The sequence below is a fragment of the Streptomyces odontomachi genome (assembly GCF_024435355.1).
Lineage (GTDB): Bacteria > Actinomycetota > Actinomycetes > Streptomycetales > Streptomycetaceae > Streptomyces > Streptomyces odontomachi.
In genome coordinates this window covers 62,418-86,550 of the sequence record NZ_JAMJWG010000030.1, presented here as the reverse complement: position 1 = coordinate 86,550, position 24,133 = coordinate 62,418, and the positions used below count along the sequence as shown (strand labels likewise).

Below are 24,133 nucleotides of genomic sequence, written 5' to 3'. Positions count from 1 at the left end.
CAACGTACCTGGACAGCGCCCGTCGGGGCCGCCCCGCGCGGCGCCCGATGCGGCGGGGGACCGGGTGCCCTGGGTGGTGGGTGTGTCCGGGGCCTCCGGCACGCCGTACGCCGCCGCGGTGCTACGCGCCCTGCTGGACGCGGGGGAGAGCGTCGACCTGATCGTCTCGCGGGCGGCGCGGCTGACGGTGCTGGACGAGACCGGCATCGCGTTCCGGGACGCACACTGGCGCACCGACCTGGCGGAATGGCTGGCCCGCGGTGCGGACGGCAAGCCGGGCGTCTTCACGACCGCCGGCATCGAGCGGGTGCGTCACTGGACCGCGGGCGACCTGGCGGCGGGGCCGTCCTCCGGTTCGTACCGCAGCAAGGGCATGCTGATCGTGCCCGCGTCGACGGCGTGCGTGGCCGGGGTCGCGCTCGGCCTGTCGAAGGACCTGCTCCAGCGGGCGGCGAGCGTGACCCTCAAGGAGGGACGCCGGCTGGTGGTCGCGGTGCGCGAGACCCCGCTGAACGGGCAGACGTTGCGGCACCTCGTCACCCTCGACGACGCGGGCGCCGTCGTGCTCCCGGCCGCACCGGCGTTCTACGCGGGCGCCACGCACATCCAGGACCTGGTCGACTTCGTCGCCGGGCGGGCCCTGGACGCCGCAGGGGTGCCGCACGGGCTGTACCGCCGTTGGGAGGGAGAGCTCGGCGGCGGGGCTGCGCCGCGTGACTGACGCGGCGGCCTCCGGCGTGGCACCGGGGGCATGCACCAGCCCGTCGAGGCATCCGGCGCGGAATCCGGCGTGGAATCCGGCGTGGCGCAAGCCGTCCGGGGCATGTCGTGCGAACCCTGTACCACCGTGTGCGCCCGGTGTACCACCTGCCGCGCATCCGGCCCATCCGTCGGGGGGACTCCGGCGCGACTCGTGGGTTCGTAGGCTGTCGCTGCTGTATGCCTTGACTTCTGGACGTAAAAATACTGGCCGGACTTGAGAACGATGAAAGGCACTGGACCTATGGACGCTGTGGACAGGCAGCTCATTCAGGCCCTGCGCGAGAACGGCAGGGCCTCCTACGCCGAACTCGGGCGGCTCGTCGGTCTCTCCGGCCCCAGCGTGACGGACCGCATCAACCGCCTGGAGGCGGCGGGGGTGATCACCGGTTACCGCGCCACCGTCGACGCCGCGTCGCTCGGCCTCGGCGTCACCGCCCTGATCGGCATCTCCCTGTCGGACGCGACCGACCACGAGGAGGTCGCTACCCGGCTCCGGGAGCTCGACGAGATCGAGGACTGCTGGTTCATCGCGGGCGACGACTCGTACATGCTCAAGGTGCGCGCCGGCGACGTGGACGGCCTGGAGAAGACCATCCGGCGGCTGTCGGGCACCAAGGGCGTCTCGCGCACCCGCACCACGATCGTGCTCTCCACCAAGTGGGAGAACCGGGTCGGCGAACTGCCCGAGCAGGTCTGAGCAGGTCCGGACCCGTCCGGCCGGTCCCGCCAAGATCGGCGGGCCCGGTCTGGCGTACGGTGAACGGGGCTGGCAGGCCCTTCAGAGCCCACGGCCGGGAGCGTCCCGGCCTGCGGCATCCGCAGCTAGGCAGAAGGCGGTCGGTGCATGGACGCGGGTCGGAAGCGGGCCCTTGAGGAGAAGGTCCGCGGTGGCGAGCGGCTGTCCCGTGAGGACGGCCTCGCGCTCTACGCCTCGGACGACCTGGCCTGGCTCGGCGGCCTGGCCCACGAGGTGCGCACCCGCCGCAGCGGCGACACCGCCTCCTTCACCCTGGGCACCCGGCTGAGCCTGACCGACGTCTGCACGGCGCCCTGCGCGTACTGCTCCACGGCGGGCGAGGCGGGCGGGAGCCAGGACCAGCCGGGCGAAGCGGACGCGTACGCGCCGCACATCGAGGCGGCCGTGCGGCGCGCCCGGGAGTCGGCGGCGGGCCTCACCGAGCTGCGCATCGAGGCGGGCCCGCACCCGACGCTGCCGTGGGGGTGCTACCCGCGCGCGCTGAAGGCGCTCAAGGAGGCGCTGCCGCAGCTGACGTTGACGGCGTTCACGGCGACGGACATCCAGGGCTTCGAGCGGCTCTCCGGACTGCCCGCGTCCGACGTCCTGGACGCACTCGTCGACGCGGGCCTGGCCTCCCTCGCCCCGGAGGCCGGCGGGCAGGGCGCCGACGACGCCGTCGGCTGGGCGGACTTCGCGCGCATCCACCGCCTGGCGCACGCCAAGGGCCTCAAGACGCCCTGCACGATGCGTTACGGCCACACCGAGGAGCCACGGCACCGCGTCGACCACGTCCTCCGGCTGCGTGCGCTCCAGGACGAGACCGGCGGCTTCCAGGTCTTCGTGCCGCTCCGTCACCGGCCCGACGCGACCGAGGCGGGGGACGCGGCCCCGTCCGGAGCGTCCGGAGTGCGCACGGGGCCGGTCAGCGGTGCCGAGGCGCTGAAGACGTTCGCGATCTCCCGGCTGCTCTTCGACAACGTTCCGCACGTCGGTGTCTCCTGGGCGACGTACGGCGAGCGCACGGTCCTGCTGGCGCTCCAGCACGGCGCGGACGACATCGACGGCCCGGTCCTCGCGGAACCGGAGCCGGAGCCGGAGCCGCAGCCGCAGTCGACCGGCCAGCACCCGGACGGCTCCGGTACGCCCGCCCCGCCGACCCGGGACGACCTGCTGGACCTGGTCCGGGACGCCGGTCTGCGGCCGGTGGCGCGTGACACGCGGCACGAGGTGGTCCGCGCGTACGAGGGCGCGGACCCCGGCCGCCGTGACGTGCCGCAGCCGATGCGGGTGTGAGGCCGGCACGGGGTGAGGCCGGCACGGGGTGCGTCCGGTGCCGTCCGGTGCCCTGTCGTGCGACGGTCGCGCGATCGACGGGCGGCAGGTGAGATGCCCTGGGCGACGGGTACCCGCCGGCCATGACCCCGGCCAGGACCCCCACGGCGTCGGAGGACGCGTACACCGCCGAGCCCTTCGTTCCGCAGCGCGGCGGTCTGGCCGCGCTGCGCAAGGCCGCCGCCGACTGCCACGGCTGCCCGCTGCACCGCGACGCCACGCAGACCGTCTTCGGCGCCGGTGACACCGGCGCCCGGGTGCTGCTCGTCGGTGAACAGCCGGGCGACCAGGAGGACCGGCAAGGCAGGCCGTTCGTCGGCCCGGCCGGCCGGGTCCTCGACCGCGCCCTCGACGAGGCGGGCATCGACCCCGCCGAGACGTACGCCACGAACGCCGTCAAGCACTTCAAGTTCACCCAGAACCCGGCGCGCGGGAAGCGGCGCATCCACAAGGCACCCACGCTGCGCGAGATGACCGCCTGCGGCCCCTGGCTCGCCGCCGAGCTGGCCCTCGTCGAGCCCGATGTGGTGGTCACGCTCGGGGCCACGGCGGGCAAGGCGCTGCTGGGCTCGTCGTTCCGGGTGACCAGACAGCGCGGGACCGTGCTGGAGGAGGACGTCCACGGGCGCTGCGAGCAGGTCGTGGCGACGATCCACCCGTCCGCGGTGCTGCGTGCGGACGAGGCCGACCGTGCGACGGCTTACGCGGGCCTGGTCGACGATCTGAAGGTGGCCGCCCGGGTGCTGGGGTGACCTGGGGCGCCTCTGGGGCAGTTTCAGCCGCTCGGGCGCCGGGCCCAGGGGGCGTGAACCCGCTTTCGGCGGTGTGCGCCCGGCGTGCTTCACTGGACAGGCGGTGCCCGATTCCCAGGCATTGCCCGATTCGGAATATTTCGGCCATATGGCAAACGGGGTGTACGGGTCATACGGACGCCCTGGACGCCTGGATGTGTGTGCATGCTCCGGATCGGATCAGGACGGAACGGACATTCGGAACGGAAGTCGGTTGACATGCTCCGCTACACGTTGAAGCGCCTCGGGATCTTCGCAGGCTGCCTCCTTGTCGTCTGGGGCCTCGTCTCCACCGGGATCGTGCCGCGCGGCCTCGGCGGTTCCAACTACCTCTGGATCGCGCTGCTCGCCCTCGTGATCTCCGCGCCCATCAGCTTCGTGGTGCTGCGCAAGGAGCGCGACCGCGCCTCCGCGCACATCGTGGCCCGCGTGGACCGCGCCAGGGCCGGCTTCGAGCGCAGCGCCAGCCAGGAGGACGACGCGGACGACGCGGCGCGTGAGGCCGACGAGGCGACGCGCGCGCGGAGCGCACGGGCACCGCAGGGGACGCAGAGCACCCAGGGGGCGTAAGGGCGCGGGCCGGGGGGCCACGACGCGGGGGCCCCGGAGCCGCCACCTCCCTCCCCTCGTCTCTCCTTCCCCCCTCGTCTCTCCTCCTGCCTCCCCTCCCTCCTCCTCGGCGCCCCGCATGCCGTCCTCGGTGTCCGGGTCAGGAGCGTCCAGGCGCGTGGACATGGCGTGGTCCATGCCAAAGGCCCGTACGCTTGCGGGGTACGGAACCGTACCCATCGGGCGGCAAGGGCGGAGGAGAACCGGGTGAGCGTGGTGAACGTCGGGGAGGCCGGTCAGCAGACGACGCCGGGCGGCTCGGCAGGGCGCGCCAAGCGGATGCCCCGCGCGGTACGCGAGGCCCAGATGCTCGACGCCGCCGTGCGCATCTTCGGGAGCCGCGGCTACCGGTCCGCCTCCATGGACGAGATCGCCGAGCTGGCGGGCGTCTCCAAGCCCTTGGTCTACCTCTACCTGAACTCCAAGGAGAGCCTCTTCTCGGCGTGCATCCGGCGTGAGGCGACCGCGCTCGTCGACGCGGTGCGCGTGGGCGCCGATCGGGAGCTGCCCGCCGACCGCCAGCTGTGGGCGGGACTGCTGGCGTTCTTCACGCACACCGCCGAGCACCAGGACGGCTGGGCGATCCTGCACCGTCACGCACGCACCGGCGGCGAGCCGTTCCTGGCTGAGGTCACCGCCCTGCGCGCGGAGATCGTCGCCTTCGTGACGGAGCTGATCGTGGTCGCCGCCCGTGAGGCGCACGGCACCCCGGAACTGGCCGACCGGGAGGTCGCCGGGCTGGCCGAGGCCCTGGTCGGCGCCGCCGAATCCCTCGCGGCCTGGGCGAACACGGACCCGGCCGTCTCCGCACAGCAGGCCGCGACCACCTTGATGAACGTCGCATGGGCGGGCCTGGGCAACCTGATGGACGGCCGCCGGTGGTCGCCGTCGGCGTCGGCCCTGCATCCGTAAAAGGCGTCTACTCCGCCAGCGGCCGTACCTCGCCCGTGAGGTGCACGCGTTCGCCGTCCGGGCCACCGCGCAGCGCGAAGGCCGGGCCCTCGGCCGCGTAGTGCACCGTCCCCGGCAGCAGGACCGGCTTGCGGAACGCGGCCGTCACCTCCACGGGCCCCTGCACGCCGTACTCCGCGAGGCACCGCCCGACGCTCCACATGCCGTGCACGATGGCCCGCGGAAAGCCGAACAGGCGGGCGGTCAGCGGATAGAGGTGGATCGGGTTCCGGTCCCCGGACGCCGCACCGTAGCGCCGGCCCAGGTCCCCGCCGAGCCGCCACTCGGCACGCACCGGAAGCGCGCGGGCCGCCCCGTCCGTCCCGCCTCCGGTATCCGCCGCGGCATCGGGCGAGCCCGGTGACCGGGTGGCGTGCCGGGCCAGATAGCTGCTGTCCGATTCCCACACCGTCTCCCCGGCCGTGCGCACCCGGGTCACGATGCGTGCCTCGGTGCCGCGCCGGTGCGGGGTCAGCTCCGCCGCGTGCACGGTGAGTTCGTACTCCGCGTCCGTGCGCAGCTCCCGTAGCTGGCGGATCTCGATCGCCGTGTGCACCAGACCGAGCACCGGCAGCGGGAAGTCCCAGCCGGACATCAGGCGCATCGTCGACGGAAACCCGAGCACATGCGGATACGTCACCGGCAGTGCGGCGCCGGCCGCGTCCGGCGCGTCGAACCCGCACACCGCCGCGTACGCGGCCAGCCGCCGGCGGTCCACCCGCAGCCCGGGGACGACCACCCGCCGGTCGGGCAGCGACGCATCCGCCCGTGGCCGCTTGAACGGCGACAGCGCCGCGCCCCGGAGCAGATGCGGAACGAGTGTGGATGACGACATGCCAACTCCCTGTCCAGGCCCCGGGCGGACGGCCCGGGGTCCCCTGCGTGTCGCGGCCGACGCGCCCGTGGCGGACGCGTCGGCGCCCTGCCTCAAGCGCCCAGCAGGCTCTGCCCGCACACCCGCACGACCTGCCCGTTCACCGCCCAGGACGCGGGCTGTGCGAGCCAGGCCACCGTTTCGGCGACGTCCACGGGAAGACCGCCCTGCCCGAGCGAGTTCATCCGCCGGCCCACCTCACGGGGGAAGAGCGGCATCGCCGCCGTCATCCGGGTCTCGATGAAGCCGGGCGCCACCGCGTTCACCGTCACGCCGTGCTCGGCGCGTGCGCGCGGTGCCAGGCCGCGTACCAGGCCGATGACGCCCGCCTTGCTCGCCGCGTAGTTGGTCTGGCCGACGTTGCCGGCGATGCCGCTCATGGACGAGGTGGCCACGATCCGGCCGCCACGGCGCAGCGCACCGGAGGCCAGCAGGGCGTCCGAGGTGCGCAGCACGGCGGCGAGGTTGACGTCGAGGACGGCGGCCCAGCGGTCGGCCGGCATGTTCGCGAGGCGACGGTCGCGTGTGATGCCGGCGTTCTGGACGAGGATGTCCAGGCCGCCGTCCGGGAGTGCGGCGGCGATCTGCTCGCCCGCGTCGTCCGCCGTGATGTCGAGCGGGAGCGCGCTGCCGCCGAGCCGGTCGGCGACCGCGGTCAGGTCGTCCCGTGCGGCCGGCACGTCCAGGCAGACGACCCGCGCGCCGTCCCGGGCGAGGGTCGCGGCGATCGACTCTCCGATACCGCGCGCGGCACCGGTGACCAGGGCGGTCCGACCGGCCAACGGCAGCTGGGGATCGGCCTCGTCCACCGGCTCGGGTGCGCCGTCCGCCGCGTCGCCGTCGATCTCGATCACCTGCCCGCTGACGTAAGCCGACTTCGGTGAGAGGAAGAACCGCAGGGTCGACTCGGCGGCCGCGTTGCCCTCCGCCGACCCCGCCGTCCGTACCAGGGTGGCCGTGCGGCCACCGCCGATCTCCTTGCCCAGGGAGCGCACGAGCCCTTCGAGAGCCTGCTGGGCGGCGCACTGGTGGTGGTCGGCAGGGTCGAGCGGCGCGCCGAGCACCACCACGCGCCCGCTCTCGGCGACCGAGCGCACGACCGGGTGGAGCGCGGCGTGGACCTCGGCGAGCGCCGCGACATCCGTGACGCCGCGGGCGTCCAGGACGATCGCCGCGGGGCGCTCACCGCTCGCGCCGCCGGGACCGGCCGGCGCGCCGGGGGCGCCGGCCGCGCCGCCCTCGCGCACCGACAGACCGGTGCGGGCCAGCACTTCGGCGAGCGAGGTGCCGGGGCCGTGCCCGGCCGGCTTTCCCGCGGTCAGGTGCAGCAGCGGGCCGCCGAGCGTGCTGCCCGGGGCGGTGTGACGGCGCAGTGGCGCGGGTCGGGGCAGGCCGAGCCGCCGGGTGAGAAACCGGCCGGGCGCGGTGCCCGCGAAGGTCAGGTAACGATCGGCCATGTCCAGCTCCCAGCTCCCAGTTCCCGGGTAATTTACTAGAGAGTAAGGTTACTCAAGAGTCAGATACGCGTCGAGAGAAACGGAACAGGGCGGCGAGCGGTGCGGCGACCGACTGTCGGATCACGTCGTCCAGACGAGTCAGGAGCAGGTCGAGATGAGCCCCGCCGGTCCACCGCAGTCCCCGTCCCCGTCCCCGAACGCGCCCGACGACCGGGACGCCCCCGCATCCCCCCGTCCGCCGATGGCGGAGCCGCTGCGGGCGCGTCGTGTGGCGGTCATCGGCGGCTGCCGCATCCCGTTCGCCCGCTCGGACGGCCCGTATGCGACCGCGTCGAACCAGGAGATGCTGACCGCGGCGCTGGACGCGCTGGTCGAACGTTTCGGGCTCGCCGGACCGGCCGCCGACGGACACCGGTCGGACGGTCAGGACGGTCCGCCGGTCGGCGAGTTCGTCGCGGGAGCCGTCCTCAAGCACAGCCGTGACTTCAACCTTGCACGCGAGACCGTGCTCGGTTCGCGGCTCGATCCGCGCACGCCCGCGTGCGACGTCCAGCAGGCCTGCGGCACCGGCCTCCAGGCGGTCATCGCCGCCGCCAACAAGATCATGCTCGGCCAGCTCGACTCGGCGATCGCGGGCGGTGTCGACACCGCGAGCGACGCCCCGCTCGGTGTCAACGACGAACTGCGGCGCATCCTGCTCGACGCGCGCCGTGCGAAGTCCACCGGCGCCCGCCTTGCGGCGCTCTCCCGTATCCGGCCCCGGCACCTCGTCCCGGACATCCCGCGCAACGCCGAGCCCCGGACCCGGCTGTCCATGGGCGAGCACGCCGCGGTCACCGCCCGCGCGTGGGGCATCACGCGTGCGGCGCAGGACGAGCTCGCGGCCGCCAGCCACCAGCGGCTGGCGGCGGCGTACGACAGGGGCTTCCTGCGGGAACTGGTGGTGCCGTTCCGCGGCCTGGAACGGGACCAGAACCTGCGGCCGGACTCGACGGCGGAGAAACTGGCCGCGCTGAAGCCGGTGTTCGGCACCCGCGAGCCGGGCGCGACCATGACCGCCGGGAACTCCACCCCGCTCACCGACGGTGCCGCGACGGTGCTGCTGGCCGGCGAGGAGTGGGCGGCGGCGCGCGGCCTGACCCCGCTCGCCTACCTCACCACCTACGAGACCGCGGCCGTCGACTTCGTCGGCGGGGACGTCGCCGGTGGCACCGACGGGCTGCTGATGGCGCCCGCGTACGCGGTGCCGCGGATGCTCCGGCGGGCCGGGCTCGGCATCGAGGACTTCGACTTCGTGGAGATCCACGAGGCGTTCGCGTCTCAGGTGCTCGCCACGCTGGCGGCCTGGGAGAAGCAGGGCCTGGCCCCGGTGGACCGGGACCGGCTGAACGTCGCGGGCTCCTCGCTGGCCACGGGGCACCCGTTCGCCGCGACCGGGGCACGCATCGTGGCCACCCTGTCCCAACTCCTCGCCGAACGCGACGCCCCCGGCCGTGGCCTGATCTCGATCTGTGCGGCGGGCGGCCAGGGCGTGACGGCGATCCTGGAACGCCCGTGACGGACGGCGTGTGCGCCGGGCCGGGGTCGAGGGCGCTCGGACGCACCTGAAGGGGCGCGGGGAACTGCGCGAACGGCCACGACGATGGCCGCGGGTCGTCACCGACCTCAGGGGGCCGTCGCTGTCGCATCCGGACCACCGGCCGGTGGTGTGGATGCGGCAGGAGCCCCGTGCGCTGCACGGGGCTCCTTGGGTGGTGCTTCAGTTCTGGAATGTCTGGATAGACGTGATCCCGGCGAACGCGGAAACCCGACTACGGAAGTGGGGTGACCGCGTAGCCCCCGGCTCCAGGTCCGACTAGATCGGGGTGACGTTCTCCGCCTGCGGGCCCTTGGGGCCCTGGGTGACGTCAAAGCTCACGGACTGGTTCTCCTCGAGGGAACGGAATCCGGTCGCGTTGATCGCGGAGTAGTGGACGAAGACGTCGGGGCCGCCGCCTTCCTGGGCAATGAAGCCAAAGCCCTTTTCGGCGTTGAACCACTTAACGGTTCCGGTAGCCATAAGCCCTCCTTGGGCCAAAGGGTTGCCCTGCTCCAGAACCTCGCTGTTGTAAGCAACTGCATAAGTCTGAAAACGACGAAAGCCTGCGGGTCACATGCTCCGCAGGCTCTGTACTGCAAGGGAAACCAAACTGCAACTTGGCTGTGAGCCTAGCATGGTGCCCCCCGAAAGCGATAGAGGGAAAGATCACTTCACCCGGTCGCCGGAAGTGCTTCAGAAGATGTTGACACGATCTTCGTCTTGGATCTTCATCCGGGAAGATCCACTGCCCGGTGGGCCCACCTTCACCGACGGCAGTCGGGTGATCCCGGCACGGCTCCCGGGTGGCCGTGCGGGCGCCCCCGGCCCCCTGGTGGCGGTGGCGCGCAGGTCGGGGTCTAGTCTCGCGATGTGGACAATTCTCCCGCGGATTCAGTCACCGGCCCGGGCGGCGACCAGCGCCCCGGCCCGCAACGCACCAGGCCGCGCGTCGGTCATATCCAGTTCCTGAACTGCCTTCCCCTGTATTGGGGGCTGGCACGTACGGGGACGCTCCTCGATCTCGAGCTCACGAAGGACACCCCGGAGAAGCTCAGCGAGCAGCTGGTGAGAGGCGATCTCGACATCGCCCCGGTCACCCTCGTCGAATTCCTCAAGAACGCCGACGACCTGGTCGCCTTCCCCGACCTCGCGGTCGGCTGCAACGGCCCCGTCATGTCCTGCGTGATCGTCTCGCAGGTCCCCCTCGACCAGCTCGACGGCGCCCGGGTCGCCCTCGGCTCCACCTCGCGCACCTCCGTGCGGCTGGCCCAACTGCTGCTGTCCGAGCGGTACGGGGTGCAGCCCGACTACTACCGGTGCCCGCCCGACCTCGGGCTGATGATGCAGGAGGCGGACGCGGCGGTGCTGATCGGCGACGCCGCACTCCGCGCCAACCTGCACGACGGTCCCCGCCTCGGCCTGGACGTGCACGATCTGGGCGCGATGTGGAAGGAATGGACCGGACTGCCGTTCGTCTTCGCCGTCTGGGCCACCCGCCGCGACTACCTGGCCCGCGAGCCCGAGATGGTGCGCCAGGCGCACGGCGCGTTCCTGGACTCCCGGGACCTGTCGCTGCAGGAGGTCGACAAGCTCGCCGAGCAGGCCTCCCGCTGGGAGGTCTTCGACGCGGACGTGCTGGCCCGTTACTTCACCACGCTGGACTTCCGCTTCGGCGCGGCCCAACTGGAGGGCGTCACCGAGTTCGCCCGCCGCGTCGGGCCGACCACCGGCTTCCCGGCGGACGTACGCGTCGAGCTGCTCAAGCCGTAGCCTGCGGCTCTGCCGCGCCCCGGCGGTGTCCTGCCGGCGCCCCCGGCCATGTCGCGGTCGGAGCCCCGGCCGAGCCACGGCGCCGTGCCCCGGCCGTGGAAACGGAATTGGGCGGGGGCCGATTTCGCCGGTTTCACCGGGTCGCTTTCCAAGCGATTCGGAGTCGCTTCGAAAGCCTTCGAGACCATTGCACGGCGTTTTCGGGGCCGGCGACCCGGCCGGGGCCCGGTGAAATTTCTGCGGACATGCCGACCTGATGCTTGACATTTTCCGGGGTCGCTGGGCGGATCGCGGCGGTTTGCGGCGGCCGGAATGAATTCCGGCCGCTGCCGGTGAACTTCGACCGTCTGCCGGGCAAACGCCGGCGCCGGTCCGCGCCCCGTCCGTCCGACCCTGCCAGCCCGTGCCCTGGGTGACTCATCGTGCACGGTACGTCATGCGCCCCTGCGTCCTGCGCGGGTTGGCGGCGTCCTGCGAGGGGTCGGGGCGTGGGATTAGGCTGATGGTCGCGCCGTCAGGGGGAGGGGTCGTTCGCCATGCAGCCGCTCGACGCGGATGAGCCCAGGGCCATCGGCCCGTACCGGTTGCTCGGCCGACTCGGCTCCGGCGGTATGGGCCGGGTCTATCTGGGACGCAGCGCGGGCGGTCGCACCGTCGCCGTGAAGATCGTCCACCCGCACTTCGCCCTCGACGCGCAGTTCAGGGCCCGTTTCCGGCGCGAGGTCGAGGCGGCACGCCAGGTCGGCGGCGACTGGACGGCACCCGTGCTGGACGCCGACCCCGAGGCGTCCGTGCCGTGGGTGGCCACCGGCTACGTGGCCGGGCCCTCGCTCGCCGAAGCGGTCACCCCGCTGTCCGGCGCGGCCGACGCGGGGCAGCCGGGGGACGGGGCGGACCCGGCCCGAAGCATCGTCCCGGTCCCACCGGCGCCGCTCCCCGAGTCCTCCGTGCGCGTCCTCGGCGCCTCGCTCGCCGAAGCGCTGGCCCACGTGCACTCCCTGGGCCTCGTCCACCGTGATGTGAAGCCGTCGAACGTCCTGCTCACCATGGACGGGCCCCGGCTGATCGACTTCGGCATCGCCCGTGCGACGGACGGCACCGCCTCGCTCACCTCGACCGGTGCCTCCATCGGCTCGCCCGGCTACATGGCGCCGGAGCAGATCGTCGGCAAGGGCGTCACCGGCGCGGCGGACATCTTCTCGCTGGGCGCCGTCCTCGCGTTCGCGGCGACCGGACGGCCGCCGTTCCCGGGCGACTCCTCCGCCGCACTGCTGTACAAGGTCGTCCACGAGGAACCCGAACTCGACGGGCTGACCGGGGACCTGCTCGACGTCGTGACCCGCTGTCTCGCGAAGGACCCGGCCGTACGCCCCACTCCACAGCAACTCGCCCACCGGTTGGCGCCCCAGGGCGCCGCCGGGTTGGTCGCCGCCGGCTGGTTGCCCGCGCCCCTGGTGACCGAGGTCGGACGCAGCGCCGTGCGCCTGCTGGACCTGGAGGCCGCCGCGCCGGACACGCCCCCGGAAGGGCCGCCCGCGTCCTCCGACACCACCATGACGCTGGGCCTCCCGGCGGCAGCAAGGAAACGGCACGAGCCGCCCGCCCCGGGCTCGGACGGCACGCCCCCGCCGCCGGCTCCCGGCCCGTCCCTCGGGGTCTTCGGGCCCCCCGACCCGTCGTACGGACAGCAGAACCCCCACGACGGACAGCAGACACCCCACGACGGACGGCAGATACCCCAAGACGGCAAGGGCCCGCACGACCGCAACGGCCCCCACGACCGCAAGGGCCCGCAGGGGAACGAGGACGGGCGCTCCCACCCGCCCGGCCGACTCTCCCTCAGCCTGTCGGCGACGACCGGGGCCGCGTCGGCGGCGGCCGGCCGGGGTCGCCGGCTGAGCTGCACCGTGGCGCTGGCGGTCGCGGGCGCGCTGGCCGCGGTGACCGTCGGCTCCGTGTTCGTGTTCGACCTGCTGCCGGGCGGGGGCGGGGGCGCGACCGGCAACCAGCCGCCCTCGACCGGTGGCGCGGCCGGTGACACGGGGGAGGCCACCCCGTCCGGGGACGGCGGTTCGGACGGCCCCACCCCGCAGGCCGGCGCCGTCCCCAAGGCGTACTTCGGGACCTGGCGGGGCGACGCCACCGCCGCCGGCATCCCCGACGGCACCTTCGAACTCGTCGTCCACAAGGGGAAGGTCGGCGGGCGGTTCGCGACGCTCACCCAGACGGATCTGCTCGGCGGCGTCTGCAAGGACGACCTGATCCTGAAGAAGGTGGCGGACGACCGGATCACGGCCACCGGCAAGGGCGACGCGTCGAACGGCTCGCACTGCTCGCAGACCGCGCACACGATCTACCTGAAGCCGGTCGGAGACGACCTCCAATACACCTCCGACGACCCCGCCGCGGGGGACCCCAAGGCGCGGCTGTCGAAGACGGACTGACGGGACCGGCGGGACCGACGGCGCGGTCCGGGGGCCCGATCGCGGCCGGGGAGCCTGCCGTACGCTGGATCGGTCAGTCCACACCCTTACGAAAGGGACACCCGTGACCGAGCAGGCCGACTTCGCTTCCACAGGTGTCTCCGCGACGGCGCCGGAGGGCGGCCCGAGCGGCGCTCCGGTCGACGTCGACATCGCCGCCGTGCTCGACCGGGCCGCCGCCGGCGGGCGGATCACGCCCGAGGAAGCGCTCGTCCTCTACCGTGACGCCCCGCTGCACGCGCTGGGCTCCGCCGCCGACGCCGTCCGCAGGCGGCGCTACGCCGGCACCGAGCACATCGCCACGTACATCATCGAACGGAACATCAACTACACCAACGTCTGCGTGACGGCCTGCAAGTTCTGCGCCTTCTACGCCGCGCCCAAGGACGTCGGGAAGGGCTGGACCCGCGACCTCGACGACATCCTGCGGCGCTGCGCGGAGACCGTGGAGCTGGGCGGCACCCAGATCATGTTCCAGGGCGGGCACCACCCGGACTACGGCGTCGAGTACTACGAGAAGCACTTCGCGGCCATCAAGAAGGCGTTCCCGCAGCTGGTCATCCACTCCCTCGGCGCATCCGAGGTCGAGCACATGGCCCGGATCTCCGGCGTCACGGTCGAGGAGGCCGTCACGCGCATCCGCGACGCCGGCCTCGACTCCTTCGCGGGCGCCGGCGCGGAACTGCTGCCCGCGCGCCCCCGCAAGGCGATCGCACCGCTGAAGGAGTCCGGCGAGCGGTGGCTGGAGATCATGGAGACCGCGCACGGCCTCGGCGTCGAGTCCACCACGACGATGCTCATGGGCACCGGCGAGACCAACGCCGAGCGCATCGAGCACCTGCGCATGATCCGCGACGTCCAGGACCGCACCGGCGGCTTCCGGGCCTTCATCCCGTACACCTACCAGCCCGAGAACAACCACCTGAAGGGCCGCACCCAGGCGACCATCCTCGAGTACCTGCGCATGATCGCCATCGCGCGGCTCTTCCTCGACAACGTCGCCCACATCCAGGGCTCCTGGCTGACCACCGGCAAGGAGATCGGCCAGCTCTCGCTGCACTACGGCGCCGACGACCTCGGCTCGATCATGCTGGAGGAGAACGTCGTCTCGTCGGCGGGCGCCCGGCACCGGTCCAACCGGATGGAGATCATCGACCTGATCCGCTCGGCGGGCCGGGTCCCGGCGCAGCGCTCCACCACGTACGAGCACCTGGTCGTGCACGACGACCCGGCGAACGACCCGGTCGACGACCGCGTCGTCTCGCACCTGTCGTCGACGGCGATCGACGGAGGCACGGCCCATCCGGAGCTGAAGCTCGTCGACGCCCGCTGAGCCGGTGCGGGGTGCCGGGTGCGGTCGGCCGGTACGGATGCCCGATACGTATGCTGGGCCCGTGACCCGCGCAACCCTGGACAAGCAGCCGCACGAAGTCGCCTCTATGTTCGACGACGTGGCGGAACGCTACGACCTCACCAACGACGTGTTGTCCCTGGGCCAGACCCGGTTGTGGCGCCGGGAGGTCGCGAAGGCGGTGGACGCCCGGCCCGCGCAGAAGGTGCTCGACCTGGCAGCCGGCACGGCCACCTCCTCGCTGCCGTTCACGCGCACCGGTGCCTACGTGGTGCCGTGCGACTTCTCGCTCGGGATGCTCCAGGTCGGCAAGCGGCGGCACTCCTGGCTGCCGTTCACGGCCGGCGACGCCACGCGGCTGCCGTTCCGCGACGACGTCTTCGACGCGGTGACGATCTCCTTCGGGCTGCGCAACGTCCAGGACACCGACGCTGCGCTGCGCGAGCTGTACCGGGTGACCGCACCCGGCGGGCGCGTCGTCATCTGCGAGTTCTCCCACCCGACCTGGGCCCCCTTCCGCACCGTCTACACCGAGTACCTGATGCGTGCGCTGCCGCCGGTGGCACGCGGCGTCTCCTCCAACCCCGACGCGTACGTGTACCTCGCCGAGTCCATCCGCGCCTGGCCCGACCAGTCCGCGCTGGCCGGACGCCTCGCCGGCGCGGGCTGGTCACGGGTCGCGTGGCGCAACCTGACGGGCGGGATCGTGGCACTGCACCGGGGGTTCAAGCCGGAGTGAACGCGTAATCCTCCGCAACCTTCGTTTCCGCCTCGCCACAGCCATCCCCATCGCCATCCCCACCGCTGTCGACGGCGGTTTCGCTCGCCCGCGGAACCGCCGCCGGGCAAGATGTGTCCATTGTCGGCGACGGGGGTCCGGTGCAGAGGTGGTGCCGTACGGCCCGCGATCCCTTCCTGGACGACCCTGGATGACGGAGCGTACCGATGGCGTCGCACTGCTCGTACTGCGGAACCGAGATCCCTCGGCAGGCACGCCTGTGCACGGGATGCGGCCGAGAGACGACGACCCCGGAGAGGACCGAGACCGCCGATACGGCGTCGGCTCCCGATACGGCGTCGGCTCCCGATACGGCGTCGGCTCCGGAGCCGCAAGGGGAGTCGGGCCCGGAGCCCGGGACCACGGCAGCGGGCCACACGCAGCCACCGTCACCGTCGCCATCATCGCCGTCCCCGTCGCCCTCGCCGTCCCCGCCGCCCGAGTCCGCCGCCGACGTGGACGCGGGCCCCGTGCGGGTGCCCGCCCCGTCGTCCGAGCCGCGCGCCGTTCCGGCCGCCCCGAAGACGCCGCCCACCGCGGGCGCGCCCGCCGCTCCACCTCCGGGCCACGCGCCGCACCCGCCCCTGCCGCCCGCGCACACTCCGGCGCCGTCTCCAGCCCATGCGCCGCTCCCACCGCCGCGGCACGCGCCCGCGCCGCCCGCCAGCGCACCCGGCCGGCAACCGGAGCCGTCACCCGGACCCACGCCACCCGCGCAACCGCCGGCCGCCGGACCGCTTCCCCTCTCGCCCGCCACGCCGCCGTCGGCACCCGCCGCGGCGCCCCCGGGACCGTCGACGCCGCCTGGAGCGCCCCTTCCGGCGGCTCCGGCGCCATGGTCCCCGCCCGGAGCTCCCGTTCCGCAGGCCCCCGCCGGATGGTCGCCGCCGGGGCCGCCCTCCCCGGTCGGGGCGTTCCTCGGGCGGGCGTTCGGGGGCCCCTGGGCGGGCTCCGTCAAGGCGGCGCTGTGGCCGGTCGTGTTCCTGCTGGTGGCCGCTTTGGGGCTGGCCATCCCGCGGTACGGGCAGCCGTCGGACGCCGTCGTCGTGGACTTCGCCGACCGGGTGCGCATCATCCTCGCGGTGTTGCTGAAGGGCGTCGGCGGCGGCCTCACGCTGCACGCCGGCGACGTCACCGACGCGGACTCCGGACTCATCGCCGACGCGGTCGGCACCACGACGATCTCCCTCGTCCCGCTGTCCGTCACCTTCCTGTGGATCGGCGCCCTCTACCTGGGCCTGCGCGGGCTCCGCACCCGTATCACGCTCGCCGCGACGGCGCCGGGCGGGTCCGGCGCGGGCATCGGTGCCGGGGCCGGCGCGGGGGCGACCGCCGGTCTTGAGGCAGCCGTCAGGGTCTCGCTGTCGGTCGCCGCCGGCGTGCTCCTCCTCGCGCTCTTCGCGCAGCCCTCGGTCGCCGGTGTCGCCGTCTCCTCCTCGCCGGTGCTCGCGGCGCTCGGCGCGCTGGTGCTGAGCCTGGTCGCCTCCGCGGCCGTCCTGTGCCACGCCGACGCGGCCCGCTGGCTGAGCGGCCGGCCGGCGGCGTACGCGCTGCTGCACGCGACGTCCACCGCGTTGCGCGCGCTCGCCGTGGTGCTGGTGCTGGGCTCGATCGCCGCGTTCATCGCCCTCACGCAGATCGACGACCTGGACGAGCAGCTCGACCTCACCGGCAGCGGGGTGTCACCGCTGCTGGCGGCCCTGCTGGTGGTTCCGAACCTGGCCGTGGCGGCGCTCGGCCTCGGCTGGGGCGCGCCGCTCAAGGCGACCGCGGGGGGCAGCGCGGCGAGCGGGGGCAGCTACGAGACCGAGTCGTTCGGGTTCTCCCGGCTCGCCGACGCCGCGGGCTCCGGAGCGGTGGTGGGCGCACTGGCGCTGGGCCTGGTGTGCGCGCTGACGGTGGCGCTGCTCGCCGCCCGGCGCAGCCCGGGCCGCGGCGGTCAACTGCTGGCCGCCGGCATCTTCTTCGTCCTCTTCCTGTCCCTCGCCGCGATCGGCGGCTTCGGCGTCGAGGCCACGGACAGCGCCACGGCGTACGACTCCGGGGGCAGCGGCAGCATCGACGCGGGACTGAGCGTGCCGGACGCCCTGTTGTTCGGGCTGCTCTGGCTCGGTGCCGCGGTCTTCGTCGCGCCCTATCTGCGCGGCGCGTCGGGACACGGCACCCCGGGCGGCGGCACCCCGGCGGGCGGGCCGCCACCGCCGGCCCCCGCGGCCGGCAACGCCCCCGCTCCCGGAGCCGGGACGGCCTGGAACCCCGCCGCCGTCCCCCCGAACCACCCCGTCGTCCCCGCCCCAGCGCCGCCCTCTGACGCCGCGTCGGGCACTCCGCCCACCGCCCCGCCGCCGTACGGCGGTACCGCGCCGCGCAGTCGCGCGGTCGTCTGGGTGGCCATCCTCGCCGCCGCCTTCCTGGTCGGCGGGGGCGCGGCGGCCGGCATCCTGCTCTGGCAGGACCACCACGGCCGCCCCGCCCAGGACCAGCCGGCTCCGGCCGCTTCGTCGACCAACGCCGCCGACCGACCCGACCAGCTCCGCATCACGAGCTGACCCACCGCACCCCGCTCACCCCGACCCCGGGCCCCTCGGTGCCCCCACCAGCAACGCGCCCCCGAACCGTCCCCAGGAACCGCGCGCATAGACTGCCGGTGTCCCGTGCCGTCCGGCACACCCACTGACGACTGGGGAGAGCCCGCCGTGACCGAGCCCCGCTCCGAACACACCGCCGACGTGATCGTCGTCGGGGCCGGACCCGCCGGTTCCACCACCGCCTACCACCTGGCCAAGGCCGGGCTGGACGTGCTGCTGCTGGAGAAGACCGCCTTCCCGCGCGAGAAGGTCTGCGGCGACGGGCTCACGCCGCGTGCGGTCAAGCAACTCGTCGGGATGGGCATCGACGTCTCGCAGGAGGCGGGCTGGCTGCGCAACAAGGGCCTGCGGATCATCGGCGGCGGCGTACGGCTCGAACTGGACTGGCCGGACCTCGCCTCGTTCCCGGACTACGGCCTGGTCCGCAAGCGTGACGACTTCGACGAGCAACTGGCCCGCCAGGCGCAGAAGGCGGGCGCCCGGCTGTACGAGCGGTGCAACGTCACCGCCCCGATCATCGACGAGCGCACCCGCCGGATCACCGGTGTGCAGGCCAAGCTGGGCGAGGAGAAGGCCCCGGCCACCTTCCACGCCCCGCTGGTGGTGGCCGCGGACGGCAACTCCACCCGGCTCTCGCTCGCCATGGGCCTGCACCGCCGCGAGGACCGCCCGATGGGCGTCGCGGTGCGCACCTACTTCACCTCGCCCCGGCACGAGGACGACTACCTGGAGTCCTGGCTGGAACTGTGGGACCGGCGCGGCGGGCAGGAGCGGCTGCTGCCCGGCTACGGCTGGATCTTCGGCATGGGCGACGGCACGTCCAACGTCGGCCTCGGCGTGCTCAACACCTCGGCCGCGTTCAAGGAGCTGGACTGGCGCGACGTGCTGAAGACCTGGTGCGCGTCGATGCCCGAGGACTGGGGGTACACGCCCGAGAACATGACGGGCCCGATCCGCGGCGCCGCGCTCCCCATGGCCTTCAACCGCCAGCCGCACTACACCCGGGGCCTGTTGCTCGTCGGTGACGCGGGCGGCCTGGTCAACCCGTTCAACGGCGAGGGCATCGCGTACGCCATGGAGTCCGGCCAGCTCGTGGCCGACGTCATCGTGCAGGCGCACGCCCGCGCCACCTCCGCACAGCGCGAGCTCGCCCTGCGCAACTACCCGCGGGTCCTCAAGGAGACCTACGGCGGCTACTACACGCTGGGCCGGGTCTTCGTGAAGCTGATCGGCAACCCGAAGATCATGAAGATCGGCGCCCAGCACGGCCTGACCCACCCGCTGCTGATGAAGTTCACCCTGAAGATGCTCGCCAACCTCACCGACCCCAAGGGCGGCGACGCGATGGACCGCATCATCAACGGCCTGACGAAGATCGCCCCCAAGGCCTGACGCACGGCCGCGCCCCGCCCGCCCGCGCCCGCCCCTTCCGCATCGCGCTCGCCGGTTGCCCGTCAACCGTCACGGTCAACCGGCGAGCGGCCTGCGCCTGTCTGATGGCCGGCCTTCCCCTGCCTTCCCGGCTTATCCCGCTTATCCCGTCTTCCCAGGCTTTCCCCGTCGATTGGTGACGCGTTCCGCACAACCAGACGGGCGGGTCGTTCGTCGAAACCGTGAGCCCGTAGTGGGCACATGATTTCGAACGAGAGAGCCACTATGAGACACCTTGCGTCCCGACGAAGACGGTCGCGCGCAGCCGCCGGGCCGATGGCCGTCGTCGGACTGCTGGCTGCCGCGTCCCTGCTTGCCATCGGCCCGGGGGCACCCGCCCACGCCGCGGACCCCATGCCCGTGACGATCACGGGTCAGGACCGTGTCGACCTCGCCCTGGACGGCGCCGACCCCGAGGAGCCGCAGGTCAGCCTCCACCTGAAGACTCCGGGCGACGAGGTCGAGGACGGCGAGGTCCCGGTCGTCCACCAGGGCGACTACACGATCCGCATCGACGCGTCCGCGCTGTCGGGCGTCGCCTCCGCGCGGCTTCCCGACTGCCCCGCCGAGGACGGCAACCCGCTGATCGTGGTCTGCTCCGGCAGCGAGCTGTACCAGGGCGAATGGCCCAACAAGGTCGGCAACATCCGCCTCACCACCGACGACGACAGTGCAGCCGGCGACTTCGGCACCATCCACGTCACCGGCGAAGGCGCGGGCCTGGCGTTCACGCCGCTCGACGTCGACGTCCTCGTCGGCGGTGCCACGTACCTGAACCACCGGGTCCACGAGCCCGACGACTTCACGTCGGGCGACACCTTCGACGCCCCCATCGGGTTCCGCAACACCGGCGCGATCGCCGGCCACGGCGCCGTTCTGCGCGTGCACGGCTCGCGCGGCCTCAGCTTCCCCGACTCGTACGGGAACTGCTCCTACCAGGTGGTCGACGACGGGCCCCTGCTGGACCGGGGCACCGAGGCGCTCTGCACGTTCGACGGCACCTTCGAGCCCGGCTCCGCGTACGAGGCGAGCGAGCCGCTGAAGGTGAAGGCAGCGGACTTCGCCATGCTCGACGTCTTCACGTACGGCTTCTCCGCCGTCTCCCCCGAGCAGGCCCGTGATCTGCTCGCCTCCGGCGACTACACGCCCGGCACCGGACCCGACCTGACGCTGCGGCCCGCGACCGGCACCAGCCCGGACGACTACGCCCAGTACGTCGACATCGACCTGCCCCGCCATGGCCCCAGCGACTTCGCCCTGACCGGCGACTCGCTCAAGGGCGCCGCGGGCGACACGGTCACCGCGAAGGTCGGCTTCCAGAACGGCCCCACCTGGGTCTCCGCGCTGCGCTCCGGCGGTGAACCGCTCCACTACGAGGTGAAGGCCCCCGAGGGCGCCAGCATCGTCAAGACCCCCAGCGGCTGCTTCCACGTCGACGAGCTCCCGGAGTCGGGTGGCGCCGGGTACGCCTGCCCCATCGACACGCCCATTCTCGAAGGCGCGTCGAGCACGTACCTCTTCACGCTGAAGATCGACAAGGTCGTCCCCGACGCCAAGGGCAAGGTGTACCTGCCGAGCTTCTACAGCGGGGAGACCGACACCGCCAACAACACCGCCTGGATCGTCCTCAACGCCACCGCAGAGGACGGCACGGACGGCGGCACCGGCGCGACCGCGGGCGGCGCCGACGGCGGTCAGTCCACGGACAGCGGCACCGGCGGCAAGGGCGGCACGGCGGACGACGGCGGCACCACGACGGCCGGCAGCCAGAGCGGCGGAGGGCTCGCGTCCACGGGCCTCGGCGGCATCCTGCTGATCTCCGGCGGCGCGCTGCTCGCCCTCGGTCTGGGTACGGCGGCAGTGCTTATGCGGAATCGCCGTCGCACCGCGGTCACGCAATCCACACGCACTGCCTGACCATGAAGCGGAATCTGCTGTGAATAGCGGGTGAAAGGTGGGGCCAGGGTGCCTGGAGGCATGTTTTGATCCGCGCGAGGCGGGAGTCAGGCAAGAGGTTCCCGCCGCAGTGCTTCACGCGCTGCGCCCCACCACCAGAAAAGGAACCCTCATCATCATGAGCGACACCTCCCGCGTGGAAACCTGCGAGATCGACGACGCTGCCCTCGACGGCATCGCGGGCGGCCTCTCCGTCAGCGGCAGCCTGGACGGCCTGACCGCCAACTTCGCCCCCGGCCCGAACGGCATCCCCATGCTGACCGGCGGCTCCCTCAAGTCCGCCAGCATCACCGTCTCGGACATTTCGCTGGGCCAGGCGAGCGCCTGACGCACGGCTGAGGCACGTACTCGGCCACGGAGCCCGGCATCACCCGGTTTCCACGGGGCAGTGAGGGCCCGAAGCGACGTCGGCCTTCAGGACCACAACCGGTGGTCCTGAAGGCCGATGTCGTTGTTCGGGGCTCCCGGCGGTGTCGGGAGCGCTCGTGTCAGAGCACCCGCACCGCGCCGCTCGCCGGGTAGCCGGAGAGGTCCTCGACGACGACGCCCTTCGACGGGTTGGCCGCGGACAGGTACTTGCCGCCGCCGAGGTAGACCCCGACGTGGTACGCCGAACCGGCGCCGCCCCAGTACAGGATGTCGCCGGGCTGCGCGCTGGAGACGGACACCGACGTGCCGGCGGTCGACTGGTCCTGCGAGGTGCGCGGCAAACTGACGCCGACCTGCTTGAAGGCGGCCTGGACCAGGCCGGAGCAGTCCCAGGAGTTCGGTCCCGTGCCGCCGGACACGTACGCGTCGCCGACCTGCGCCCGCAGGAAGCTCAGCACGGTCCCGACGCTGCCGCCGGGGACGGAGACGTCCGTGGAAGCGAGCGTGGTGCGCTCGCTGGAGCGCGACGCGGCCGCCGCGGCGCGGCGTGCGGCTTCCTCCGCCGCCTTCTTCTTGGCCTTCGCCTTGCGCTCGGCGGAGGTCTGGTCCTTCTCGGCCTCCTTGACGGCCTTCGCGATGGCGGCATCCCGCAGGGCTTGCGTGGCGTAGGCGTCCGCGGCCTGCTGGGTGACCTCGGCGGTCCGGGCGACCTGCGTGGAGAGACCGCCGGTGAGCGTGGGCAGCTCGGCGGTGTCGGTCACGGTCGGGGCGGCGTTCGCCGGGCTGGACGCGCCTGCCACGGCAAGGGTGCTGAGGACGCCACCGGCCACCCCGGCGCGCAGCGCGAGGGACGAGGCGCGGCGGCGGGATTTCCGGTGGCTACGTAGGTGGGCTGTGTGGGACATGTGTACAAGCGCTATCAGGGCCCGACCGTTACCTTCAAGAAACGTGGGGTGCGACACAGTTGAGGCACAGGGGGCTGAATCCCGGGCGTGTCGCGCTTTATTGATGCCGTACGGGGCAATGCGGACAGGGTTGCTCGGGTCTGTGGTCATCAAGTTTCGACGAAACGTCCGGATTGCGCGCCACTTACCATCTGTTGGCGGATCGGGGCAAACAGTTTTTCCCGGCGGCTCCGTCCGATGTGTTCAGCCTCACGGAACCGTCACGTTTCCCCGTGGCCCCGATCCGCCCGAACGGGGTCGGGGGATACGGCTCCTTGGTCCCTACGCTGGGTGAGCGCCGTGCACCCTTCGTGAACGCGCGCACAGGGCCGGCGTCGCGTGCTGCACCCGACCGCGCGGCGTCGCGCGGCGCGCGGACGCACCCGTTCGCGCCGCGCCCGAGCCCCTCTTCTTTGCCGCTGTGTACAACCCCGTCTCCCGTCTTCTCCATCCTTCTTACGCCCTGTCCGTTCACTTCCCTTGGAGTCGGAACGACTCGGGTCGTCCCCGCATCAGCCGGGAGGAATCGCCCCAATACCAGACGGGCTGCCGTTAGCGCGAATTTGCGCAAAGATGCCGCCCCTTGGTAATGGGCGACCCCTGCGACCAGCTGAAACGCGGTGCAATGTGACCTCTGGTGACCAGTCGGAGGCTTCGCGTATGAAGATCACTCCTGATCAGGCTTCATGATCATTAGTCAGGTGGTGGAGATCACAAGAGCTAACCGGGACCCCGTGTCGCAGATCACAGACTCGCGGGCATAAGATGGCACGCTGTCGGGCTTGTGACCTGCTTCACATGAACACGATCTTCGTGGTTTCCACGGAGGAGTGGTGGGGGTCCCGGATCGCCGGAGTGCAGGTCGATCGAGATGCAGATCGGCCGGGACCGGTGGTCGGGGTGCCTTGCGTAAAGAGGGGAGCGTGCCCGGCGCCGCCGTAGGTGTCAGCGCCGACTGAGAGGAGCGAGGAGCGGTGAACGCGTATGCGCCCATCCTCGTACTGGGAGCCCTCGGAGCAGGTTTTGCGATCTTCTCCGTGGTCACGGCCGCGCTTGTCGGTCCAAAGCGCTACAACCGGGCCAAGCTCGAAGCCTATGAGTGCGGTATCGAGCCGACGCCGACCCCGGCTGGCGGGGGACGGTTCCCGATCAAGTACTACCTGACCGCGATGCTCTTCATCGTCTTCGACATCGAGGTCGTCTTCCTCTATCCCTGGGCCGTCACTTTCGACGCCCTGGGTGTGTTCGGGCTCGTCGAGATGCTGCTCTTCGTACTGACCGTCTTCGTCGCCTACGCGTACGTGTGGCGACGCGGCGGACTGGAATGGGACTGAAACCCGCGAGGGACACCCGCGAGGGACAAAGAGGA

The 24,133-nt window shown here is 72.5% G+C and carries 20 protein-coding genes; 16 read left to right on the top strand and 4 right to left on the bottom strand.

Annotation, left to right across the window (positions count from 1 at the left end; all coding sequences use genetic code 11):
- Nucleotides 1-64: 64 nt before the first annotated feature.
- The 6 genes from NQO67_RS38905 to NQO67_RS38880 all read left to right on the top strand — a co-directional run bounded on the left by NQO67_RS38905 (nt 65) and on the right by NQO67_RS38880 (nt 5,145).
- Complete coding sequence (locus NQO67_RS38905) at nt 65-721, top strand: UbiX family flavin prenyltransferase (protein ID WP_255955238.1); 657 nt, start codon at nt 65-67, stop codon at nt 719-721.
- Between the two features lie 282 nt (nt 722-1,003).
- Nucleotides 1,004-1,459, top strand: coding sequence for an Lrp/AsnC family transcriptional regulator (locus NQO67_RS38900; protein ID WP_255955220.1), 456 nt, complete (start codon nt 1,004-1,006; stop codon nt 1,457-1,459).
- A 147-nt stretch (nt 1,460-1,606) separates the two neighbouring features.
- On the top strand, nt 1,607-2,794 hold the full coding sequence (locus NQO67_RS38895; protein WP_255955219.1) for an aminofutalosine synthase MqnE: 1,188 nt from the start codon (nt 1,607-1,609) through the stop codon (nt 2,792-2,794).
- Nucleotides 2,795-2,916: 122 nt separating this feature from the next.
- Nucleotides 2,917-3,585 carry a UdgX family uracil-DNA binding protein gene (locus tag NQO67_RS38890; RefSeq protein ID WP_255955218.1) on the top strand — a complete coding sequence of 223 codons (669 nt, stop codon included), beginning with the start codon at nt 2,917-2,919 and terminating at the stop codon, nt 3,583-3,585.
- A 258-nt stretch (nt 3,586-3,843) separates the two neighbouring features.
- Nucleotides 3,844-4,194, top strand: a complete 351-nt coding sequence (locus NQO67_RS38885) for a DUF4229 domain-containing protein (RefSeq protein WP_255955217.1) — start codon at nt 3,844-3,846, stop codon at nt 4,192-4,194.
- 318 nt (nt 4,195-4,512) lie between these two features.
- Entirely contained in the window at nt 4,513-5,145 is a 633-nt protein-coding gene (locus NQO67_RS38880) for a TetR/AcrR family transcriptional regulator (protein ID WP_255955237.1), read from the top strand.
- Between the two features lie 7 nt (nt 5,146-5,152).
- Here the strand turns inward: NQO67_RS38880 and NQO67_RS38875 are convergent, their stop codons facing one another.
- Both NQO67_RS38875 and NQO67_RS38870 read right to left on the bottom strand, forming a co-directional pair.
- A complete protein-coding gene (locus NQO67_RS38875; protein WP_255955216.1) occupies nt 5,153-6,019 on the bottom strand; it encodes a MaoC family dehydratase in 867 nt (288 codons plus the stop codon).
- Nucleotides 6,020-6,111: 92 nt separating this feature from the next.
- Nucleotides 6,112-7,515: a 3-oxoacyl-ACP reductase gene (locus NQO67_RS38870; protein WP_255955215.1), complete on the bottom strand. Its 1,404-nt coding sequence runs from the start codon at nt 7,513-7,515 to the stop codon at nt 6,112-6,114.
- Between the two features lie 241 nt (nt 7,516-7,756).
- Here NQO67_RS38870 and NQO67_RS38865 point away from each other — a divergent pair, with 241 nt between their 5' ends.
- Complete coding sequence (locus tag NQO67_RS38865) at nt 7,757-9,073, top strand: acetyl-CoA C-acetyltransferase (protein ID WP_255955236.1); 1,317 nt, start codon at nt 7,757-7,759, stop codon at nt 9,071-9,073.
- A gap of 297 nt (nt 9,074-9,370) precedes the next feature.
- Here NQO67_RS38865 and NQO67_RS38860 read toward each other — a convergent pair whose 3' ends face one another.
- Nucleotides 9,371-9,574, bottom strand: coding sequence for a cold-shock protein (locus NQO67_RS38860; RefSeq protein WP_255955214.1), 204 nt, complete (start codon nt 9,572-9,574; stop codon nt 9,371-9,373).
- Nucleotides 9,575-10,051: 477 nt separating this feature from the next.
- Here NQO67_RS38860 and NQO67_RS38855 point away from each other — a divergent pair, with 477 nt between their 5' ends.
- From NQO67_RS38855 to NQO67_RS38820, 8 genes are all read left to right on the top strand, one after another.
- A complete protein-coding gene (locus tag NQO67_RS38855) occupies nt 10,052-10,864 on the top strand; it encodes a menaquinone biosynthetic enzyme MqnA/MqnD family protein (RefSeq protein WP_255955235.1) in 813 nt (270 codons plus the stop codon).
- 536 nt (nt 10,865-11,400) lie between these two features.
- The gene (locus NQO67_RS38850; protein ID WP_255955213.1) at nt 11,401-13,308 is read left to right on the top strand and encodes a serine/threonine-protein kinase; all 1,908 of its coding nucleotides are present in this window, start codon (nt 11,401-11,403) and stop codon (nt 13,306-13,308) included.
- A 190-nt stretch (nt 13,309-13,498) separates the two neighbouring features.
- On the top strand, nt 13,499-14,680 hold the full coding sequence (mqnC, locus tag NQO67_RS38845; protein ID WP_255955234.1) for a cyclic dehypoxanthinyl futalosine synthase: 1,182 nt from the start codon (nt 13,499-13,501) through the stop codon (nt 14,678-14,680).
- A 61-nt stretch (nt 14,681-14,741) separates the two neighbouring features.
- Entirely contained in the window at nt 14,742-15,437 is a 696-nt protein-coding gene (locus tag NQO67_RS38840) for a demethylmenaquinone methyltransferase (RefSeq protein ID WP_255955212.1), read from the top strand.
- A 1,016-nt stretch (nt 15,438-16,453) separates the two neighbouring features.
- On the top strand, nt 16,454-18,025 hold the full coding sequence (locus NQO67_RS38835) for a zinc ribbon domain-containing protein (protein WP_255955211.1): 1,572 nt from the start codon (nt 16,454-16,456) through the stop codon (nt 18,023-18,025).
- Between the two features lie 147 nt (nt 18,026-18,172).
- A complete protein-coding gene (locus NQO67_RS38830; protein WP_255955210.1) occupies nt 18,173-19,456 on the top strand; it encodes a geranylgeranyl reductase family protein in 1,284 nt (427 codons plus the stop codon).
- A 315-nt stretch (nt 19,457-19,771) separates the two neighbouring features.
- Nucleotides 19,772-21,412 (top strand): hypothetical protein, encoded by a 1,641-nt coding sequence (locus tag NQO67_RS38825; RefSeq protein ID WP_255955209.1) that lies wholly within the window; start codon nt 19,772-19,774, stop codon nt 21,410-21,412.
- Nucleotides 21,413-21,569: 157 nt separating this feature from the next.
- Entirely contained in the window at nt 21,570-21,779 is a 210-nt protein-coding gene (locus NQO67_RS38820) for a hypothetical protein (protein ID WP_255955208.1), read from the top strand.
- A 160-nt stretch (nt 21,780-21,939) separates the two neighbouring features.
- Here the strand turns inward: NQO67_RS38820 and NQO67_RS38815 are convergent, their stop codons facing one another.
- Nucleotides 21,940-22,725 carry a C40 family peptidase gene (locus NQO67_RS38815; protein WP_255955207.1) on the bottom strand — a complete coding sequence of 262 codons (786 nt, stop codon included), beginning with the start codon at nt 22,723-22,725 and terminating at the stop codon, nt 21,940-21,942.
- Between the two features lie 1,013 nt (nt 22,726-23,738).
- On the opposite strand from NQO67_RS38815, the gene NQO67_RS38810 reads away from it, so the two are divergent.
- Nucleotides 23,739-24,098 carry an NADH-quinone oxidoreductase subunit A gene (locus NQO67_RS38810; RefSeq protein ID WP_255955206.1) on the top strand — a complete coding sequence of 120 codons (360 nt, stop codon included), beginning with the start codon at nt 23,739-23,741 and terminating at the stop codon, nt 24,096-24,098.
- Nucleotides 24,099-24,133: the final 35 nt, after the last annotated feature.

Excerpts from the sequence above, each read along its gene's own strand:
- NQO67_RS38825 (WP_255955209.1), top strand. The coding sequence starts at position 19,772 with ATGGCCGTCGTCGGACTGCTGGCTGCCGCGTCCCTGCTTGCCATCGGC.
- NQO67_RS38880 (WP_255955237.1), top strand. The coding sequence starts at position 4,513 with ATGCCCCGCGCGGTACGCGAGGCCCAGATGCTCGACGCCGCCGTGCGC.
- NQO67_RS38820 (WP_255955208.1), top strand. The coding sequence starts at position 21,570 with ATGAGCGACACCTCCCGCGTGGAAACCTGCGAGATCGACGACGCTGCC.
- NQO67_RS38900 (WP_255955220.1), top strand. The coding sequence starts at position 1,004 with ATGGACGCTGTGGACAGGCAGCTCATTCAGGCCCTGCGCGAGAACGGC.
- NQO67_RS38870 (WP_255955215.1), bottom strand. The coding sequence starts at position 7,515 with ATGGCCGATCGTTACCTGACCTTCGCGGGCACCGCGCCCGGCCGGTTT.
- NQO67_RS38875 (WP_255955216.1), bottom strand. The coding sequence starts at position 6,019 with ATGTCGTCATCCACACTCGTTCCGCATCTGCTCCGGGGCGCGGCGCTG.
- NQO67_RS38865 (WP_255955236.1), top strand. The coding sequence starts at position 7,757 with ATGGCGGAGCCGCTGCGGGCGCGTCGTGTGGCGGTCATCGGCGGCTGC.
- NQO67_RS38885 (WP_255955217.1), top strand. The coding sequence starts at position 3,844 with ATGCTCCGCTACACGTTGAAGCGCCTCGGGATCTTCGCAGGCTGCCTC.
- NQO67_RS38890 (WP_255955218.1), top strand. The coding sequence starts at position 2,917 with ATGACCCCGGCCAGGACCCCCACGGCGTCGGAGGACGCGTACACCGCC.
- NQO67_RS38860 (WP_255955214.1), bottom strand. The coding sequence starts at position 9,574 with ATGGCTACCGGAACCGTTAAGTGGTTCAACGCCGAAAAGGGCTTTGGC.
- NQO67_RS38850 (WP_255955213.1), top strand. The coding sequence starts at position 11,401 with ATGCAGCCGCTCGACGCGGATGAGCCCAGGGCCATCGGCCCGTACCGG.
- NQO67_RS38895 (WP_255955219.1), top strand. The coding sequence starts at position 1,607 with ATGGACGCGGGTCGGAAGCGGGCCCTTGAGGAGAAGGTCCGCGGTGGC.
- NQO67_RS38815 (WP_255955207.1), bottom strand. The coding sequence starts at position 22,725 with ATGTCCCACACAGCCCACCTACGTAGCCACCGGAAATCCCGCCGCCGC.